We start from the raw sequence: 18,348 nt of genomic DNA on the forward strand, positions 1-18,348 counted from the left end.
TCACCCCTTCCTCGCCAATCTTCAGCGTCAGCCGCCCTGGCGGCGGTGAAGCCGCTGATCTCCCCCACCGGGGGAGATTACGCGCTCCTCCCCTACTTTCCCTGCTGCTTCATGAACTGGCTGAGCAGATCCACCGGCAGCGGAAACACCACCGTGGACGAGCGCTCACCGGCGATGTCGTGCAAAGCCTCGAAATAGCGCAGTTGCATGGCCTGCGGCTCGGCCGCCAGCATCCGGCCCGCCTCAACCAGTTTCGCCGCCGCCTGCTGCTCGCCCTCGGCATTGATCACCTTGGCGCGCCGCAGCCGCTCGGCTTCGGCCTGCTTGGCGATGGCGCGGATCATGTTCTCGTTGAGGTCGACATGCTTGATCTCGACATTGGAGACCTTGATGCCCCAGGCATCGGTGCGCTGGTCGAGGATCTCCTGGATATCGCTGTTGAGCTTGTCGCGCTCGGACAGCATCTCGTCGAGCTCATGCTTGCCGAGCACCGAACGCAGCGTGGTCTGCGCCAGCTGGTTGGTGGCGGCCATGAAGTCCTCGACCTGGATGACCGCCCGCTCGGCGTCGACGATACGGAAATAGAGCACCGCGTTGACCTTCACCGAGACGTTGTCGCGCGAAATGACGTCCTGCGGCGGCACGTCCTGTACCACGACGCGCAGATCGACCTTCACCATCTGCTGGATGAAGGGGACGAGGATGATGAGACCGGGACCCTTGACCCCGGTGAAGCGGCCGAGCGTGAAGACCACGCCGCGCTGATATTCCCTCAGGATACGGATGGCCGCTGACAGGAACATGATCACGACCAGCGCAACGATCAGATAGGCCACATAACCAATCATCATTGTCTTGCTCCATTCCTTCCGGCGTCGCGCCGCCGCACCGTCAGCACGAGGTCGCTGATGTCGGTCACCTCGACGCTGTCGCCCGGTGCGACAGGTTCGTCGGCCTTCGCCCGCCAGCGCTCGCCCTGGGCCAGCACATGGCCCTCGCCGCCCTGCCAGTCGAGGATCTCGGCCGGCAAGCCGCGCATCGCCTCGCCGCCGACGCGCGGAGGACTCCTGCGCGCGGCCCAGAGATAGGTGCCGGTCAGCAGCGCCAGCCCAAGCGTCAACGCGGCGGCGGGACCGATGACGGCCCATGACATGGCAAAGCCCGGCCCCTCGACTCTCAGCAGCATGGCGGCGCCGAACAGAAAGGCAGCCACGCCGCCGAGCCCAAGCACGACGGTGGGATTGAACGCCTCGATGACGAGGAAGGCTATGCCGAGCAGCATCAGGGCAAGGCCGGCATAGTTGATCGGCAAGAGATTGAGCGCAAAGAGGCCGAGCACGAGGCAGATGGCGCCGATGACGCCGGGCGCCACTGCGCCGGGGCTGGTGAACTCGAAGATGATGCCATAGACGCCGACCAGCATCAGGATGACGGCGACGTTCGGATCGGTGATGACGGCGAGCAGCCGGATGAACCAACCGGGTTCCAGTGTCTCGACCGGCAGCCCTTTCGTCGCCAGAACCACTTTCCGGCCTGCCACGTCGACGGTGCGCCCATCGGCCAGTTGCAGCAGCTCGCTGGTGTCGTGGGCGACGAAGTCGATGACATGTGCCTGCAGCGCCGCGTTGGCCGAAAGGCTCGCCGCTTCGCGCACGGCCTTCTCGCCCCAGTCACCATTGCGCCCGCGCAGTTCGGCGAGCGAGCGGATCAAGGCAACTGCGTCATTGGTGACCTTGGCCATCATCGCGTCGCCCGCCGGCCGCCCGGTGGCGTCCTTCTGGTCGCCCTTGTCCTTGTCGCCGCCGGGAAGCGACGGCAGGCCGCCCATCTCGACCGGCGTCGCGGCGCCCAGATTGGTGCCGGGCGCCATCGCCGCGACATGGGTGGCGTAGAGGATATAGGTTCCGGCGCTGGCGGCATGGCCACCGGCCGGCGCGACATAGCCGATCACGGGCACCGGTGAAGCGAGGATATCGGCGATCATGTCGCGCATGGAGGTGACCAGCCCGCCGGGCGTATCGAGCTGAAGGATGAGAACTTCGGCGCCCCGCGTGGCGGCTACATCAAGCGCTTCCTCGAACTGCCTGGTGCTTGCCGGCCCGATGGCGCCGTCAATGGCGACGCTCAGCGCGACCCTCTCGCTCCCGGCCGAAGAGAAGGGAGAAAAGACAGCTGCGGCAACGAAGGCCGCGGCAAGAAGGGCCACCCGCGCGAAGGTCACGCTCAAAGCTCCATGGATTCAATATGGGTTGTATTTTGGCGAAGTCCATGAGGGGAGCTCACGTCGGCGATTGGCGAACGCGGCTGAGCGCGCAATCTCCCCTATGGGGGTGATGGCCGGCAGGCCAGAGGGGGCGCAAGAGCAGGAAATAGGCGCAGACATGCGTAAGGCCGGCAGCGCTCGACCTCGCCAGGCCGGCCGGGCTCGCCCTGTAGCTCTGGTCTCTGGAAATCTACTCCGGCGATGGCACCGGCGGCCGCGACGTCAACGCCGCACCGAAGGCGGCGGCAATCACGGCGGCGATGCCAGCCAGTTGCGGCGCTGTCAGGCTTTCGTGCAGGAACAGAAAACCCATCAGCGCGCCCAGCCCCGGCTCCAGGAAGGTCAGCGTGCCGTAGATGCGGGCCGGCATCCTGGTCAGCGCCACCATCTCCAGCCAGAACGGCAGCGCGCTGGAGAACAGCCCGACCAGCAGCGCGCTGGTCAGGATCGACGGCGCGACCAGCGCGGTTCCTGCCTGCGCCACGCCGAAGGGCAGTACCAGGACGGCGGCGATGGCCATGCCGTAGGCGGTGGTGCGCGAGCCGAGTTCGGCGCCCGCCTTCTGGGCGAGCACGATGTAGAGCGCCCAGAAACCGCCGGCCGCCAGCGCCAGCATCACCCCGGTCGGATCAAGCGGCTGCAGCGAATGGACGAAGGGCGACAACAGCACGATGCCGGCCACCGCCAGCGCGATCCAGGCAAAGTCGCCGGCGCGTCGCGAGGTCAAGGTCGCCACCAGCAGAGGGCCGGAAAATTCCAGCGCCACCGCGATGCCGAGCGGAATGGTGGCGAGTGCGGCATAGAACAGAAGGTTGAGCGCGCACAGCGTCACGCCATAGGCGATCAGCCATGGCATGGTGGCGCGCGAGGGCCGCATCTGCCACGGCCGCAGCACCGCGATCAGCATCAGCGCACCGACGACGAGCCGCAGCGTCGTCGTTCCCTGCGCGCCGATCAGCGGGAACAGGCCCTTGGCGAAGGTGGCGCCGATCTGGATCGACACCATGGCGCCCATCAGTGCTGCGATCGGCAAAGGCGCCGCTTCGCGACGGGCAACCGGCGTCGATGTCACTTTGGTCCGTCCTCCCTGCCGCGCGCGTTAGGCCGCATGGATGCCGAATACGGGCAACCGGCCCGCCTGTCGTGAGGCAGGGCGAACTGTCGGCTGGGGCAAGGGGCCGGCATCGCGGTTCGAAAGGCAGCCAGGCATCACTTCTGGCCATCGGTGCACTGGTTCAGCGTCACCGTGCCTAAGCGGCGGCCGCGACCGAGCGCTTGAAGACGATGGTGACCCTCGTGCCCTCGCTGGTGCTCGAATTCACGTCGAATTCCGCCTTGGCATTCTCGGTCAGCGAGCGGGCGATCAGCGCGCCGAGCTTGCCGCGTTTGGGCCAGGTCTCGCCTTCCGGCAGGCCGATGCCGTCATCGGCGACGACGATGCGGCAGCCATCGCCATCGACGATGCTGTGCAGCGTGATCGTGCCGCCGTCGCGCCCCTGGAAGGCATGTTTGAGCGCATTGGTCAAAAGCTCATTCACCACCAACCCGGTCGGCATGGCGACGTTGATCGATACCGGATAGGTGTCGACCTTCATGTCGAGGCGGATGCCCTCGACCGCGTGCGAGTTCATCACCGCCGATGCGATCTGGCTGAGATAGACGCCGAGATCGACTTCATCCTTGTCATCGTCGCCCGACAGCGTCTGGTAGAGGATCGCCAGCGCGTCGACGCGCCCCGCCAGCCTCTCGAAACGCTTCTGGTCCGGCTCCGCGGCGTTGCGGGTTTCGAGGCGGATCAGCGCGGTGATCATCTGCAGATTGTTCTTCACCCGGTGCTGCAGTTCGCGCAACAGCGTGTCCTTCTCGCGGATGCGCTCGTCGATCGAGCGCGCATCCTCCGTCTCGCCATGGGCCGAGACGTCGACCAGCGCCACCAGCCGGAAGCAGACCTTGCCATTGTCGTCCTCGATGACGTTGGAATAGACGTCGACGATCGCCGGCTGGTCTTCTGTCCGCGCCAGCCGGAACGTGCCGACGAAATCAGTCTCCTGGACGACCGCCTCGAAGAGCGCCCGGTCCTTCTGCTGGTGCAGGCCGGTGCCGGAAAGCGCCGCCCATTGCTCCCGGGCGAGCTTCGCCGCCTTGAGGCCGGACAGTTTCTCGAATTCCGGATTGGCGTAGACGACGCGCTCCTTCGAACCCAGGTCCGAAACGGCAATGGCGATCGGTACCTGGTCGAGGAATTTCTTGAACTGTTCGCTTTCCAGCGCGCTGGCAAGGTCCGGCGTTTCGAGCAACTGCTCGACCGCTTCGGCCTTCTGTGTATCGGATGTCATCTGCGGCGCCTGTGCTGTGCGTGGGCACCATCAGTATCAGCGATGCGGCCAGCCCGCCATCGCCAAAGCTGGAGGCGGCCTTCACGCGCCGCGTAGCCGTCTCGAAGTCGAAGCCTTGCGAACCGGTTAGGGCGCCGCCAGCTTCGACGCCAGCCGCGGGCCGGTCTTGACGTCGATGACCTCTGGCTTGGCGCTGTCGACCGTGCCGTCCCAGCCGCCGCCGAGCGCCTTGTTGAGGGCGATGTAGTTGGTCGCCAGCAGGACGCGGCTTTGCAGCAGCGTATCCTCCGCCGAATAGAGCGACCGCTGGGCGTCGAGCACATCGAGCAGGCTTGTCTCGCCGGCCTTGTAGAGCGTGCCTTCGAGGCGTGCCGCCTCGCCATAGGATTTCGCCGAAGCGGCAAGCTTGCCGATCCTGATGCGCTCCTGCGACAACAGCACGAGCGCATTCTCTACGTCCTCGAGCGCCGTCAGCACCGACGATCGGTAGGCGATGAAATATTGATCGCGCTGCGCCTTGGCGACCTCGACGGCCGCCTGCAGCTGGCCGGCATTGAACACCGGCACGCTGAGCGTCGGCCCGAACGACCAGCCGATCGAGGAGTTCTTGCCGAGATCGCCGAGCTTCAGGGCTGCCGTGCTGATGTCTCCCGTCAGGCTGACCGAGGGATAGCGCGCCGCCTCGGCCTGGCCGATCCTGGCGGTGTATTGCGCGTATTGCCGTTCCGCCATGCGCACGTCGGGACGCGACAGCAGGATGTCGGCGGGAATGCCGGTCGGCATCGGCAGGCGCGGCGTCGGGATCGGCGCGCCGCGCTTCAGCCGCTCGCTGAGTTCGGCCGGCGGGCGGCCGGTCAGCACCGAGAGACGATGCACGGCCTCGGCATAGCTTGCTTCCAGCGTCGGAACCGCGGCTTCGGTGCTGCTCGCCTGCCCCATCGCCTTGGCGACATCGGCGGCGGTTGCCGTGCCCGCCAGCGCCATGGTGCGGGTGAGTTCGGCGGTCTGCCTCTGCGATACGGCCGAGCGCCTGGCGAGCGCGATGCGGGCCTGATAGCCGCGCGCCTGGGCATAATAGGATGCGACATCGCCGACCAGGGTCAGAAGGGTTGAGCGCAGCTCCTCCTCGGAGGCGTCCAGCCCATAGCGTGCGGCCTCGACGCCCCTGTGGTTGGCGCCGAACAGGTCGAGTTCCCAGCTGGCATCGAAGCCGGCCTGGTACTCGCTGTAGATGGCGCTCGAGCCCGACGTCGCCACGGCCGACTTGTTGCGGGTGACCGAGCCGGAGCCGTCCACCGACGGCAGCAACGTGCCGACGCTCTGGCGATAGCTGGCGCGCGCCTCGCGGATCTTGGCCTTGGCGGTGGCGACGTCGAGATTGCCGGAAACCGCTTCGTCGACAAGCGTGTTCAGCATGGGATCGCGCAGCCGCTGCCACCATCTCGACAGTTGCGCCGGCTGGGTGGGCTTGGTTGGCTTCTGGCCGCTCCAGTTTGCCGGCATCGGCAGGATCGGCGTCTGATAATCCGGACCGACGACGCATCCGGCGAGCAAGGCGGCGGAGAGCATAGGCGCAAGGAGGTGCCTCGCGGCCACCGAGCCACGTTCGAAACCTGTCATGTGAAAAACCCTTATTGCTGGTTGGCTGTTGCCGGCGTCTCGCCCGTATCCTGCCCAGTATCCTGTTTGGCCGCCTTGCCCTTGAAGATGCGGCGCACCGTGACGAACAGCAGCGGCACCAGGAACACGCCGATCACGGTCGCGGCGATCATACCGCCCATGACACCAATGCCGACGGAGTTCTGCGCGCCGGAGCCCGCACCGCTGGCGATCGCCAGCGGCAACACGCCGAGGATGAAGGCCAAAGACGTCATCAGGATCGGCCGCAGCCGCTGTCGCGCCGCTTCCAGCGTCGCCTCGACCAGCCCCATGCCTGCTGTCTGCCGCTCGATGGCGAACTCGACGATGAGAATGGCGTTCTTGGCCGCGAGACCGATCGTGGTCAGCAGCCCGACCTTGAAATAGACGTCGTTGGTCTGGCCGAACAAGCTTGCCGCCAGCAGCGCGCCGAAGATGCCGATCGGCACCGCGAGCATGACCGCGAACGGGATCGACCAGCTCTCATAAAGCGCTGCGAGGCACAGGAACACGACCAGTGCCGAGATCGCGTAGAGCGACAGCGCCTGGTTGCCGGAAAGCCGCTCCTGGTGCGACAGCCCGGTCCATTCGTGGGAGTAGCCGGCGGGCAGTTGCACCACCAGCCTGTCGATCTCGTCCATGGCGGCACCCGAGCTGACGCCCGCTGCCGCCGCGCCCTGGATCTCGACCGCCGCCGACCCATTGTAGCGCTCGAGCCTGGGCGAGCCGAATGTCCAATGGCTGGAGGCGAAGGCCGAGAACGGCACCATGACGCCGCTGGCATTACGGACCTGCCATTTGTCCAGGTCTTCCGGCTGCATGCGGAAGTTCGCGTCCGCCTGCAGATAGACCGGTTTGACCCGGCCGCGATCGATGAAATCGTTGACGTAGTCGCTGCCCCAGGCGGTCGAAAGCGTGTCGTTGATGTCGGCGAGGCTGACGCCGAGCGCGCTGGCCTTTTCCTGGTCGATGTCGATCGAGAATTGCGGCTGGTCCTCCTGGCCGTTAGGCCTTGTGTTGGCGAGCACCTTGCTCTGCCCGGCCAAGGCCAGAAGCTGGTTTCGCGTCTGGATCAGCGCGTCATGGCCGGCACCATTGACGTCCTGCAGGTAGAAATCGAAGCCGTTGGTGTTGCCGAAGCCCTGGATGGCAGGAGGGGCTAGCGCGAAGACCTGCGCATCCCTGATCTTGGAGAAGGCACCCATGGCGCGGCCGGCGACCGCTTGCGCCGCCAAAGCCGGCGATTTGCGCGTGTTGAAATCCTTCAGCGGCACGAAAGCAATACCGACATTCTGCCCGGCGCCGCCGAAGCCGAAGCCGGAGGCGGTGAAGACCCCTTGGACAGCGTCCTGCTCTTGCTTGAGATAGTGGTCAGTCACCTCTGCCAGCACGCGCTCGGTCCGGTCCTGCGTCGCGCCGACCGGCAACTGCACGCTGGTGATCAGAATGCCCTGATCCTCTTCCGGCAGGAACGAGCTCGGCAGCCGGGCAAACATCCAGCCCATGGCAATGACGATGGCCAGGAAGACGACGAGGAAGCGCCAGGACCGGTTGATGATGCCGTGCGAGCCGTCGCGGTAGGCAGTCGTGCCGCGATCGAAGACACGGTTGAACCAGCCGAACGGACCCGTCTGCGTCGCATGGTCCTTGGGCGGCCGCAGGATGGTGGCGCAAAGTGCCGGCGTCAGCACCAGCGCGACCAGCACGGACAGCGCCATCGCCGAGACGATGGTCACCGAGAACTGCCGGTAGATGATGCCGGTCGACCCGCCGAAGAAAGCCATCGGCACGAATACCGCCGAAAGCACGGTGGCGATGCCGATCAGCGCGCCGGTGATCTCGTTCATCGACTTGCGCGTCGCCTCTTTCGGCGACAGCTTTTCCTCCTGCATCACGCGCTCGACATTCTCGACGACGACGATGGCGTCGTCGACGAGCAGGCCGATGGCGAGCACCATGGCGAACATGGTCAGCGTGTTGACGGAATAGCCGAACAGCGACAGCACGCCGAACGTGCCGAGCAGCACCACCGGCACGGCGATGGTCGGGATGATGGTGGCGCGCAGGTTCTGCAGGAAGATGAACATCACCAGGAACACCAGTACGATCGCCTCGGCCAGCGTCTTGACCACCTCCTCGATCGACAGCCGCACGAAGGGCGAAGTGTCGTAGGGATAGACGACCTCGACCCCTTGCGGGAAGGTCGAGCTCAGCCGGTTGATCGTCGTGCGCACGGCCTCGGCGGTGTTGATGGCGTTGGCGCCGGTCGCCAGGTTGACGGCGACGCCGGCCGCCGGCTTGCCGTTGTAGTTGGCTTGCGTCGTATAGCTTTCGGCGCCGAGCTCGACGCTGGCGACGTCGTTGAGGCGAACCAGCGAGCCGTCCGTCGTGCTCTTCAGGATGATGTTGCGGAACTGTTCGGCGGTCTGCAACCGGCTCTTGGCCGTCACCGTGGCGTTGAGCTGCTGGCCCTTGCGTTGCGGCATGCCGCCCAGCTGGCCGGCCGAAACCTGCGTGTTCTGGGCCTGGATCGCGGCGGCCACGTCGCTCGGCATCAGGGCATATTTGGCGAGCTTGTCCGGATCGAGCCAGATGCGCATGGCATAGCTGGAGCCGAACAACTGTGTCGAGCCGACACCTTCGACGCGCTTCAGCGTGTCGTTGATGGTGCTGTCGACATAGTCGGCGAGATCGGTCGAGTTCATCTTGCCGTCGCTGGAGACGAAGCCGATGACCATCAGGAAGCCGGTCGAGGATTTGGAGACGGTGATGCCGTTGCTCTGCACCACCTGCGGCAGCTGCGACTGCACCAGCTGCAGCTTGTTCTGCGTCTGCACCTGCGCGGTGTCAGGATCGGCAGCCGTGGTGAAGGTCAGCGTGATCGAGGCCGAACCGGTCGAGGTCGAGGTCGCCGTCATGTAGTCGAGATTGTCGATGCCGGTCATGCCTTGCTCGATGACCTTGGTCACCGAATTCTCGACTGTCTGCGCATCGGCGCCCGGATAGGTCGCGCTGATGTTCACCGTGGTCGGCGCGATCTGCGGGTATTGCGAGATCGGCAGCGTGGTGAGCGCCAATAGGCCGCCCAGCATGATCACGATGGCGATTACCCAGGCGAAGATCGGCCGGTTGATGAAGAATGCGGACATCGGCTCAGTTCCCTGTCGACTGGTTGCTGGCCGTCTTGGACGTGGCAGGTACCGCCGATGTGCTCTGACCGCGGTCCTTGACCTCGCCGGTCGTCTCGTCGATCGTCACTTCGACACCCGTTGCATCGCCGCCGGGGCGCACCAGCTGCATGCCTTCGACAATGACGCGGTCGCCGTCGCCGACGCCGGAATCCACCAGCCAGTTGTTGCCGACGCTGTTGCGCACGGCGAGCACGCGCGTTTCGACCTTGCCCGCGGCATTGATGACCAGGGCCGTCGCCTCGCCCTTGGTGTTGCGGCTGACGGCGCGCTGCGGCACCAGGAAACTGTTCTGGGCGACACCCTCCTCGACCAGCGCCCGCACATACATGCCGGGCAGAAGCAGGCGGTCCGGATTGGGGAACTCGGCCCTCAGCGCAAAGGTGCCGGTCGTCTGGTCGACATTGGCGCCGGCGAATTCCAGCTTGCCGGTCTGCGCATAGATGGTGCCGTTCTCGAGCTTCAGCTTGACGCTGACATTGGGGCCGCTGAACTTCAACCGACCTTCATTGATGGCCTGCCGCAGGTTGAGCAGGTTCGTGCTCGACTGCGTGACATCGACATTGATCGGATCGAGCGCGCGGATGGTGGTGAGCAAGGTATCCTGATTGGCGGTGACCAGCGCGCCTGGCGTCAGCGTGGATTTGTCGATGCGGCCGGCGATCGGCGCGGTGATCGAGGTGCGGTCGAGACTGATGCGCGCGGTCTCGACACTGGCCTTGGCCGACGCCACATCCGCCTGGGCCTGTGCCAGAGTGGCGGCGGCATCGTCATAATCTTGTTTGGAAACAACGTTCTGCTTCAAAAGGCCGGAGTAGCGGTCGAACTTGGCCTGCGCCGTGGGAACCGCCGCTTCCGCCTTCTGCTGGGCCGCTTTCGCGCTATCATAGGCTGCCTGGTAGCTTGCCGGATCGATCAGGTAGAGCGGCTGCCCGACCACCACCTCGCTGCCCTCCTTGAACAGGCGCGCCTGGATGATGCCGTTCACCTGCGGACGCACATCCGCGGTCAGCGAGGCTGCCGTGCGCCCCGGCAGTTCGGCGGTGATCGCGACCGATTGTGGATGCAGCGTGACGACGCCGACTTCCGGCTTGCCGGCCGCGCCCATGCCGGCGGGAGCCTTGTTCTCCTGCGAACAGGCGGCCAGAAAAAGCGCGCCGCACAACATTGCGGCCCAGGGCGCGAGACGGCGAGCCGACAGTGACTGGCTAAACGGGATAGACATGGGCGGGATGATCTTTCGCTGGAGTTGCGGTCGCCGCCTGGGCATCGGATCGTTCCACCAGGAGCCGGCCGAGATTGCGAGCGGCATCGAGCAGTGCTTCGAAGCGGCTCAAGTCGCGCTCCTTCCGTGCGGCCGGAGTGTACTCGACAAGCAAGATCGAATTCTCAGCCGCGACGCCCACCGGCGTCAGTATGCCGATCGGCGGCGATAAGCCAAGCGCCTTGCCAGTCACGAAAATGAAACCGCGCGCCGCGGCCATGGACGTGAGCACCTTACGCGATCTTGCGGTCATGATTTGCGTGGCTGTTGGATGGTACCGAAAGCGGAAGCGACAGACGCCAGGCGGCGAAGCTCAGGCGGATCGCGCCCTTCAGCGTGTCGACCGGCAGGGTTGGCGGCATCGCGGCACGATTGACGCGCGCGGCATGGCCGAGCGACAATTTCGGGCCGACCGATGCGATCAGCCGCAGCATCATGATGGCTTCCCACATTGCTTCCATTCCGTGATTTGAACGATCGGATGGCAACCGCCATCGCGCAAAGAAACCGGCCGGCCCGAGAACGGGTAGGATATCGGGCCGGCCGGCGCGCAGCCGGTCAGAGTTGCTCGCCGGTCCCGGGCTGGGGCGGCTGGAGCTGTCTGTCATCGTCGGGCAGGCCTCGGGGGCCGGCTGCATCCTCCGGCGGGCCGCCCCAGGGACCGGGGGGTGGTCCGTGGGGGCGATCCGCCGAAGCGAGGATTTCGAGCTGTTCTGGGGTCAGCTTGGCGCGAAGTGCCGCGATCGCGTCCTTCAGCTTGCCGGCCGAGACCGCCCGTTTGGTCACCTCGTCCGCCAGTTTCTCCTGGAAAGCGAAGGGATCGGGCTTGCCGCCCTCGGGGACCTTGGCTTCGTGCCCACCCGGATCATGATCGGGCCGTGGCGGCGTCAGCACGGCCTGCAATGCGCTGGTGTAGTCGCGCCAGGCATCGAGCTGCTCGGTCCGCACGCCAATGCGGGTCTCGAGTGCCGCCAGCCGGGCCGCCAGCATGAATTCCGGCGGCGGTCCCATGCGGCGGGGACCAAAGCCTTCCGGCCCAAAACCTTGGGGGCCATGCCGCATCGGCCCATGCGGACCGGGCCAGGGCATCGGGTCGTGACCCGGGCCATCCTGCAAGGCCATGCCCGGTGGCGCGTCGCCGGGCGCCGTGGCGGGGCCGGGCTGCACCGCCAGCGCGGGATGGATGGCCGCGGCGGAAAACAGGCCGAGCGCGAGAAGTCTGCTTCGCATGATGTTGTTCCTTTCTCTCATGCTTCGGACGGCCCTGAGGATAGGAAGCGTGTTTGTCCGCTTCGCGTCGGCGTGTTGCCGAAGGTTTCCGCAAAAGGGCAATTTGTTTCCGAATGTTTCCCGCGCCCTGCCGGAAACATTCGGTTGCAATTTTCCGTGCCGCTTGGGCGCCGCTCTCCCTATAATCGCGGCCAAGCAAGGGCACGGTCATGCAGTCACAACCCCATATCCTCGTCGTCGACGACGATCGCGAGATCAGGACGCTTCTCCAGCGCTATCTCGACGGCCAGGGCTTTCGCGTCTCGGTGGCGGCGGACCGGCGCGAATGCGAGCAGAAGCTCGCCACCGGCCAGTTCGACCTGACCGTGCTCGACGTCATGCTGCCGGACGGCTCCGGCCTCGATATCTGCCGCAGCCTGCGTGACCGCAAACCACACATTCCCGTCATCCTGCTGACGGCGCTGAAGGAGGATGTCGACCGCATCATCGGCCTGGAGCTCGGCGCCGACGACTATCTCGGCAAACCCTTCAACCCGCGCGAGCTGACCGCCCGCATCCGCGCCGTGCTCAGGCGTTCGACACCCGAGGAGGCGCCTGCGCCGCCGCGCGCCCGTGTCTACCGCTTCGCCAGCTACAGGCTGGAACCCGACACCCGCAAGGTGACGGACGCGCAAGGCATTGCCGTCGATCTCACCGGCGCCGAGTTCGACCTGCTGCAGGTGTTCCTCGACCGTCCCGGCCGGTTGCTGTCACGCGACCAGCTTCTCGAGCTGACGCAAGGCCGCGAGCGCGACCCGCTCGAACGCTCGGTCGACGTGCTGGTGAGCCGGCTGCGCCGCAAATTCGCCGAGACTGGCGACGGGCCGCTGTTCAAGACGGTGCGCAACGGCGGCTATCAGCTCACCGCGCGCGTCGACACGGTGGAGAACCACGCGTGAACTCGCTGCGCCGGCGCCTCATCCTGTTGCTGGTCGCCTCGATCGTCGGCGTGGTTGCCCTGGCGACGGCCGCCGTCATCAGCGTCCGCGGCGGCGGGCCGCCGCCGGAATTGACCGTGCCCTGGGTTGCCCAGCAGATGGAACTCGTGGTGCGGCTCCTGCCCGGCCCGCTTCCGGACGTTCTGCGGGTGCAATTCAGCGACCATGCGGCAGGCGGCAAGGTGGATCGCCCGGAAACGGCGATGCTCAACGACATCCTGCGCCGCCGCGGCCTCGACGTCCTGGCCATCGTCAGCGACAAGGCGGATGAACCCGGCCAGCTTGCATCGGTGCGCCTGCCCGACAATCGCTGGGCGATCATGGAGGTTCCCCACATCACGCCGCCAAGGCGCGAGTGGCTGGTCCTGGCCGGCTGGATCTCGCTGATCGTCGCCGGCGCCACCGCCGTCTCGGTCTATTTCACCGCCGTACTGATCCGGCCGCTCGAGATGCTGGAAGCCGCCGTCTCCAAGATCGGATCGGATGGCATGCTGGCGGCGGTGCCGGAAGTCGGCTCGGCCGAGGTCAAGGCGACGGCGCACGCGCTGAACCAGCTCTCGTCCCGGCTGAAGACCGCCATGGAAAGCCGCATGCGCCTGGTCGCCGCCGCCGGCCACGACCTGCGCACGCCGATGACGCGCATGCGGCTGCGCGCCGAGTTCCTCGATGACGAGCGCGACAAATGGCTTCACGATCTCGACGAGCTCGACCGCATCGCCGACAGCGCCATCCGCCTGGTGCGCGAAGAGGTGAACCAGGATGCCGTCGAGCCGGTGGATCTGCAAAAGATGGTGCGCGATATCGAGGCCGAGATGGTCTCGCTCGGCCATGCCGTATCGATCGGGCATCTCGATGCCGTTTCGGTGCAAGCCGGCGCGCTCGGCCTGCGCCGGGCCTTGCGTAACCTGATCGTCAACGCCGCCACCCATGGCAAGGCATGCAGCATCGACCTTGCGGTGGCCAACAGTCGTGCCGTGCTCACCATCTCCGATCATGGACCGGGTATTCCGCCGGAGCTCCTGAACAAGGCGTTCGAACCCTTCTTCCGCGTCGACCCCGGCCGGCTGCAATCCATTCCGGGTGCCGGGCTTGGCCTGGCCATCGCCAAGGAAATCATCGAGCGCTACGGCGGCACCGTGACGCTGGAAAATCGCAAGAGCGGCGGGCTGGCGCAGACGGTGGTGTTCGAGGCGGTGTGATGGACCGGGTGCCGGTACGGCCGCGCGGTACCCCCACCCAGACCCGGCCCGTGGAAACAGGTGACGCTGTGTTCGCCGCAATGGCGCTTATGGTTTCGGCTCGATCGCGTACATAGAGGTGGTCTTCTCGACATCAGGAGGATTTGATCCGTGCTCGCCCGTGTCGACGCCATCGCACCTCTACCCGAAAATGTGCTCAGCCTGTCGACAGCGCGGCGGGCCTGGAATGGCGTCTCTCTCGACGTCAATGAATGGCGCGGCTCCGGCAGAGTGGCCCACCAGTTTCCCCACCAGACGGAAACCCGCCTGATTGCCCTGCTGGAAGAGGTCGGCAGCCCCTGTGAGCCAAGGCTGCGCGAGAACCAGCCTTGCGCCGCCGGCTACAGGCCCAGACACATGGACTTCGCACCTGCCGGCATGGAGATGTGGGGCTACAGCGCCGACGTCCGCTTCGTTCGAGACGCCACGCTGATGTTCGATTTCGCGGCCATGGACGAAAGGCTGGCTACCCGGTTCGATCGCGAAGCGACCGCAACCCCGCGGCTGCGCTTCTCGGATGACCGCATCTGGAGCCTGGTCAGGCTGCTCGCCGAGGTGGTGAACGACCCCGATCCGTCGGCGCAACTCTATGGCGACGGGTTGACGACGGCGATCATGGCGCGGCTGTTCGCCGATCCGCCGCAGCCCGGCGCCGACGGCAAGGGCCTGGCGCCCTGGCAGCTTCGGCGTGTCGTCGACCATCTCGATGCGCACCTGCCCGAGCGTATCGACCTCGCGCGGCTGGCGGCATTGGCCGGCCTGTCGCAATCGCACTTCAGCCGGGCGTTCAAGGCCTCGACCGGCATGGCGCCGTATCACTGGCAACTCGACGCCCGCATCCGGCGCGCGCAGGCGCTGCTCATCGACAGCCGCGCCACGCTCGACCAGGTGGCCGAGGCCACCGGCTTTGCTGACGCCGTGCATTTTGGACGCACGTTCCGCAAGCTCATCGGTGCGACCCCGGCGACGTGGCGGCGCGACCGCAAGAGCTGATCGCAAGGCGACAGCGCCTGATCGCAAGATGACAGCGGATTCAGGCTGGAAATAGCAGGATCGAACAGTGCGTTGCGCCCTGTGACGGAGCAATAGTCCCTCGACCGGACAGGCGAGAGACATCGGATTGAGCGCTTTGCGACATCCACCTCCCCGGAACTCCTGACCCGGAAGGTGAAAGATGACCGCAGAACCGATCGACTACGATGCCCTGATGCAGGCAAACCTCGCCCGCGTATTCGGCGAGCGCGATGCCACCCGCCGGATGAGCGCCATTGCGCAACTCTATGCCGACGACGCGGTGCTCTATGAACCGCATGCGGCGGCAACGGGTCATGTCGCCATCAATCAGGCGGTGGATGCGCTGCTGTCGAGCCTGCCGCCAGACTTTGTCTTCACGACGATCGGCCCTGCCGTCGGTCACCACGGCATCGGGCGGCTGCGCTGGCAGTCCGGCCCGCCCAACGGTCCCGTCGCGGTGACCGGCACCGATGTCGCGCATTTCCAGGGCGGCCTCATCCATTCGCTTTACGTTTTTCTCGATCCCGCCGGCGCCTGATGCATGTCGCCCAAAAGTGCGCAGCGGTTCTGGGACAACGACATGCATAAAAACAGAAGCTTGAAGCGCGTCGACTGAAGCCGCTTCAACGCGACGCGCTTCAACCAGTCGCCCGCATATCCAAGGAGTTTCCCATGCCCAAGACCGGCCTCGAAGCCCTGCTTCGCCCCGAAGACAGCATTCTGGTGCTGATCGACCATCAGCCCTACCAGTTCACCAATCTCAACAGCCACGAGCCGACGATGATCGTCAACAATGTCGTCGGCCTTGCCAAGACGGCCAAGGTCTTCAATGTCCCGACGATCCTGACCACCGTGCTCGAGGAGCGCGGCGGCTACATCATCAAGGGGCTTCAGGATGTCTTTCCGGAGCAGAAACCGATCGACCGCACCTTCATCAACACCTGGCAAGACCCCAAAGTCACCGACATCGTGAAGAAGAGCGGGCGCAAGCAACTCGTGCTGGCCGCGCTCTACACCGAGATTTGCCTGGCCATGCCGGCGATCCAGGCGCTGGCCGAAGGCTATGACGTGTTCATCGTTACGGATGCTTCAGGCGGCGTCTCGCTGGAGGCGCATGACATGGCCGTGCGCCGCATGGTCGCCGCTGGCGCCGTGCCGATCACCTGGATGGCTGTGCTCGGCGAATGGCAGCGCGACTGGGCGCGCGCAGACACGGCCGCCGGCGTCGCCGGCGTGGTTGCCGAACATGGCGGTGCCAGTGGCGTTGCCTTCGCCTGGGAAATGCAGCTGCTCGCCACCCGCGCCAAAGCCGGCGCCTGAACAGGCCCCTACGTCAAGAGGCACGTACTTCGAGGGGGCACGTACTTCGAGAGGCCCGACCTTCAAGAGGCAAATCATGCCCACCGCGCCCATCCGCATCGGCTATTGCCTGTCGCTGACCGGCCTGCTCGCGGGCAACAGCCGGTCGGCGCGGCTGGCGCATGACATCTGGCGGGAAGACACCAACAGACGGGGCGGCTTGCTCGGCCGCCCTGTCGAACTTGTCTGCCACGATGACCATGGCGACGCCTCGCTCGTCCCCGGCCTCTACAAGCGGCTGATGGACGACGACAAGGTTGACCTGGTCATCGGCGGTTACGGCACCAACACCGTTTTGCCGGCGATGCCGCTGATCATGGAACGGCAGCGCTTCTTCGTCGGCCTGATGGGCCTCGGCGTCAACAACGCGCTCGCCTATCCCAACTATTTCGCCATGATCCCGACCGGGCCGGATCCGAACGCGGCGCTGACCGAGGGGTTCTTCGCGCTCGCCGCGCAGCAGAAGCCTCGGCCGGCCACCGTGGCGCTGCTATCCGCCGACGCCGAATTCTCCAGGAATCCTATTCTCGGCGCCAAGGCCAATGCAGCGGCCTACGGCTTCCGCATCGTCCACGAAGCCACCTATCCGCTGACGACCGAGAATTTCGCGCCTGTCATCGACGCTGTCGCCGAGAGCGGCTGCGACCTCCTGTTTCTCTGCTCCTACCTCGAGGACTCGATCGGCCTCGTGCGCGCCATCCATGCACACCGGTTCCGCCCGCAGATGGTTGGCGCCGGCATGATCGGGCCGCAGAACACGGCGGTGAAGACGGCGCTCGGCCCGCTGCCCAATGGCTTCGTCAACTACGAATATTGGGTCCCCGTCCCCGCGATGATGTTCCCCGGCGTTCAGGCGTTTCTGGACATCTACCAGGCGCGCGCCGGTGACGCCGGCGTCGACCTCTTGGGGCACTACATGGCGCCGCTCGCCTATGCGCAGATGCAGGTGGTTGCCCAGGCGATCGAGGCGACCGGCGGCTTCGACGACGCCAGCCTCTCGGCATACGCGCGAGGCGCGATCTTCGACACCGCCATGGGCGCCGTCAGCTTCGGCGTGAACGGCGAATGGGCGCTGCCACGCGTCCTGCAGGTCCAGTTCCAGGGCATCTCAGGCCATGAGGCCGGCCAGTTCCGCAACGGATCGAGGCAGATCGTGGTGTCGCCACCGGACTTCGCCTCCGGCGAGCTGATCTTTCCCTATGCGCAAGCCCGCTCTGCCGGGTGAAGGGCTTTCCTCGCGGCTTTCGATATGCCTGCTTTGGGAGGAGCGAGCCGTGCTGCAACCCATGGAAAAGTCCGCGGCCATGCTGCATCGCGAAAAACGCCAATGATTCCAATTGATTCGCTACTGTGTCGAACCGATTCCATATAGCCAGAATATAGATTTTCGAATTTCGCAGGTGATTTAAGAAAAATCTAAGCTTTTCTTATTTTTTCGAGGCAGGAGTTTTTCGAATCAACCAGAGAGAACAGGCCAGAACGCTTTAAAAAAGGCCTGAAATGCTGGGTAGTCCGCCAAAAATGGCGAAAATCGCGCAGTTTTTGTCAATATTTAGCGCTTGCTCACACAGTATTTCGGCTTGGTAAATTTTTTGTGTTGCGCTGCACAATGCGGTAGCCGAACCATTTCCTGGGGGACTCGTTTTGCGACTGGACATACGCCGAAGGATTCCGCCGGGTTGACCATCTTGAGCTGTACGTGCGTCGATTTCGAGCCCGGCCTGAGCGGACTCGCAAAGCGCGGGTTTGATGCTGCCGCCGCTACGGCGGGCCGCCTTGGCCTGCCGTTCGTAATGGCCGGCCGGCAGCTTCATCGCGGACATCACGCCGGCGGACGCCGC

The 18,348-nt window shown here is 65.4% G+C and carries 17 protein-coding genes; 6 read left to right on the forward strand and 11 right to left on the reverse strand.

Annotated elements, in window-relative coordinates; translation table 11 throughout:
* Window positions 1–92: 92 nt before the first annotated feature.
* The 10 genes from ACFSOZ_RS15165 to ACFSOZ_RS15210 form a co-directional block, all read right to left on the reverse strand.
* Window positions 93–851 carry a slipin family protein gene (locus tag ACFSOZ_RS15165; RefSeq protein ID WP_379099328.1) on the reverse strand — a complete coding sequence of 253 codons (759 nt, stop codon included), beginning with the start codon at window positions 849–851 and terminating at the stop codon, window positions 93–95.
* Window positions 848–2,221 (reverse strand): NfeD family protein, encoded by a 1,374-nt coding sequence (locus ACFSOZ_RS15170; RefSeq protein WP_379099330.1) that lies wholly within the window; start codon window positions 2,219–2,221, stop codon window positions 848–850. The genes ACFSOZ_RS15165 and ACFSOZ_RS15170 overlap by 4 nt, the downstream gene beginning before the upstream one ends.
* 232 nt (window positions 2,222–2,453) lie before the next feature.
* A complete protein-coding gene (locus ACFSOZ_RS15175) occupies window positions 2,454–3,335 on the reverse strand; it encodes an EamA family transporter (RefSeq protein WP_379099332.1) in 882 nt (293 codons plus the stop codon).
* Between the two features lie 178 nt (window positions 3,336–3,513).
* A complete protein-coding gene (locus ACFSOZ_RS15180) occupies window positions 3,514–4,599 on the reverse strand; it encodes a sensor histidine kinase (protein ID WP_379099335.1) in 1,086 nt (361 codons plus the stop codon).
* A gap of 126 nt (window positions 4,600–4,725) precedes the next feature.
* Window positions 4,726–6,219 (reverse strand): efflux transporter outer membrane subunit, encoded by a 1,494-nt coding sequence (locus ACFSOZ_RS15185; RefSeq protein ID WP_379099338.1) that lies wholly within the window; start codon window positions 6,217–6,219, stop codon window positions 4,726–4,728.
* An 11-nt stretch (window positions 6,220–6,230) separates the two neighbouring features.
* Entirely contained in the window at window positions 6,231–9,386 is a 3,156-nt protein-coding gene (locus ACFSOZ_RS15190; protein ID WP_379099340.1) for an efflux RND transporter permease subunit, read from the reverse strand.
* Window positions 9,387–9,390: 4 nt separating this feature from the next.
* Window positions 9,391–10,650 (reverse strand): efflux RND transporter periplasmic adaptor subunit, encoded by a 1,260-nt coding sequence (locus ACFSOZ_RS15195; RefSeq protein WP_379099343.1) that lies wholly within the window; start codon window positions 10,648–10,650, stop codon window positions 9,391–9,393.
* A complete protein-coding gene (locus ACFSOZ_RS15200; RefSeq protein ID WP_379099350.1) occupies window positions 10,634–10,909 on the reverse strand; it encodes a hypothetical protein in 276 nt (91 codons plus the stop codon). Before ACFSOZ_RS15200 ends, ACFSOZ_RS15195 begins: the two co-directional genes overlap by 17 nt.
* Before the next feature lie 13 nt (window positions 10,910–10,922).
* The gene (locus ACFSOZ_RS15205) at window positions 10,923–11,141 is read right to left on the reverse strand and encodes a hypothetical protein (protein WP_379099354.1); all 219 of its coding nucleotides are present in this window, start codon (window positions 11,139–11,141) and stop codon (window positions 10,923–10,925) included.
* Window positions 11,142–11,247: 106 nt separating this feature from the next.
* Window positions 11,248–11,919, reverse strand: coding sequence for a hypothetical protein (locus ACFSOZ_RS15210; protein WP_379099357.1), 672 nt, complete (start codon window positions 11,917–11,919; stop codon window positions 11,248–11,250).
* 209 nt (window positions 11,920–12,128) lie between these two features.
* Between ACFSOZ_RS15210 and ACFSOZ_RS15215 the strand changes: the two genes are divergently transcribed.
* From ACFSOZ_RS15215 to ACFSOZ_RS15240, 6 genes are all read left to right on the forward strand, one after another.
* A complete protein-coding gene (locus tag ACFSOZ_RS15215) occupies window positions 12,129–12,857 on the forward strand; it encodes a response regulator (RefSeq protein WP_379099359.1) in 729 nt (242 codons plus the stop codon).
* A complete protein-coding gene (locus ACFSOZ_RS15220; RefSeq protein ID WP_379099362.1) occupies window positions 12,854–14,095 on the forward strand; it encodes an ATP-binding protein in 1,242 nt (413 codons plus the stop codon). Before ACFSOZ_RS15215 ends, ACFSOZ_RS15220 begins: the two co-directional genes overlap by 4 nt.
* A 150-nt stretch (window positions 14,096–14,245) precedes the next feature.
* Entirely contained in the window at window positions 14,246–15,127 is an 882-nt protein-coding gene (locus tag ACFSOZ_RS15225; RefSeq protein WP_379099365.1) for a helix-turn-helix domain-containing protein, read from the forward strand.
* Window positions 15,128–15,308: 181 nt separating this feature from the next.
* Window positions 15,309–15,686, forward strand: coding sequence for a nuclear transport factor 2 family protein (locus ACFSOZ_RS15230; RefSeq protein WP_379099369.1), 378 nt, complete (start codon window positions 15,309–15,311; stop codon window positions 15,684–15,686).
* A gap of 134 nt (window positions 15,687–15,820) precedes the next feature.
* Window positions 15,821–16,468: a hydrolase gene (locus ACFSOZ_RS15235; protein ID WP_379099372.1), complete on the forward strand. Its 648-nt coding sequence runs from the start codon at window positions 15,821–15,823 to the stop codon at window positions 16,466–16,468.
* Window positions 16,469–16,544: 76 nt separating this feature from the next.
* Complete coding sequence (locus ACFSOZ_RS15240; RefSeq protein ID WP_379099374.1) at window positions 16,545–17,732, forward strand: amino acid ABC transporter substrate-binding protein; 1,188 nt, start codon at window positions 16,545–16,547, stop codon at window positions 17,730–17,732.
* Between the two features lie 259 nt (window positions 17,733–17,991).
* Here the strand turns inward: ACFSOZ_RS15240 and ACFSOZ_RS15245 are convergent, their stop codons facing one another.
* Window positions 17,992–18,321, reverse strand: a complete 330-nt coding sequence (locus ACFSOZ_RS15245) for a hypothetical protein (protein WP_379099377.1) — start codon at window positions 18,319–18,321, stop codon at window positions 17,992–17,994.
* Between the last annotated feature and the right edge of the window lie 27 nt (window positions 18,322–18,348).

The sequence above is a fragment of the Mesorhizobium newzealandense genome, assembly GCF_042682145.1.
Taxonomy (GTDB): domain Bacteria; phylum Pseudomonadota; class Alphaproteobacteria; order Rhizobiales; family Rhizobiaceae; genus Mesorhizobium; species Mesorhizobium newzealandense.

Excerpts from the sequence above, each read along its gene's own strand:
- ACFSOZ_RS15210 (WP_379099357.1), bottom strand. The coding sequence starts at position 11,919 with ATGCGAAGCAGACTTCTCGCGCTCGGCCTGTTTTCCGCCGCGGCCATC.
- ACFSOZ_RS15190 (WP_379099340.1), bottom strand. The coding sequence starts at position 9,386 with ATGTCCGCATTCTTCATCAACCGGCCGATCTTCGCCTGGGTAATCGCC.
- ACFSOZ_RS15230 (WP_379099369.1), top strand. The coding sequence starts at position 15,309 with ATGACCGCAGAACCGATCGACTACGATGCCCTGATGCAGGCAAACCTC.
- ACFSOZ_RS15245 (WP_379099377.1), bottom strand. The coding sequence starts at position 18,321 with ATGAAGCTGCCGGCCGGCCATTACGAACGGCAGGCCAAGGCGGCCCGC.
- ACFSOZ_RS15215 (WP_379099359.1), top strand. The coding sequence starts at position 12,129 with ATGCAGTCACAACCCCATATCCTCGTCGTCGACGACGATCGCGAGATC.
- ACFSOZ_RS15205 (WP_379099354.1), bottom strand. The coding sequence starts at position 11,141 with ATGTGGGAAGCCATCATGATGCTGCGGCTGATCGCATCGGTCGGCCCG.
- ACFSOZ_RS15195 (WP_379099343.1), bottom strand. The coding sequence starts at position 10,650 with ATGTCTATCCCGTTTAGCCAGTCACTGTCGGCTCGCCGTCTCGCGCCC.
- ACFSOZ_RS15200 (WP_379099350.1), bottom strand. The coding sequence starts at position 10,909 with ATGGCCGCGGCGCGCGGTTTCATTTTCGTGACTGGCAAGGCGCTTGGC.
- ACFSOZ_RS15165 (WP_379099328.1), bottom strand. The coding sequence starts at position 851 with ATGATGATTGGTTATGTGGCCTATCTGATCGTTGCGCTGGTCGTGATC.
- ACFSOZ_RS15185 (WP_379099338.1), bottom strand. The coding sequence starts at position 6,219 with ATGACAGGTTTCGAACGTGGCTCGGTGGCCGCGAGGCACCTCCTTGCG.
- ACFSOZ_RS15240 (WP_379099374.1), top strand. The coding sequence starts at position 16,545 with ATGCCCACCGCGCCCATCCGCATCGGCTATTGCCTGTCGCTGACCGGC.
- ACFSOZ_RS15180 (WP_379099335.1), bottom strand. The coding sequence starts at position 4,599 with ATGACATCCGATACACAGAAGGCCGAAGCGGTCGAGCAGTTGCTCGAA.
- ACFSOZ_RS15235 (WP_379099372.1), top strand. The coding sequence starts at position 15,821 with ATGCCCAAGACCGGCCTCGAAGCCCTGCTTCGCCCCGAAGACAGCATT.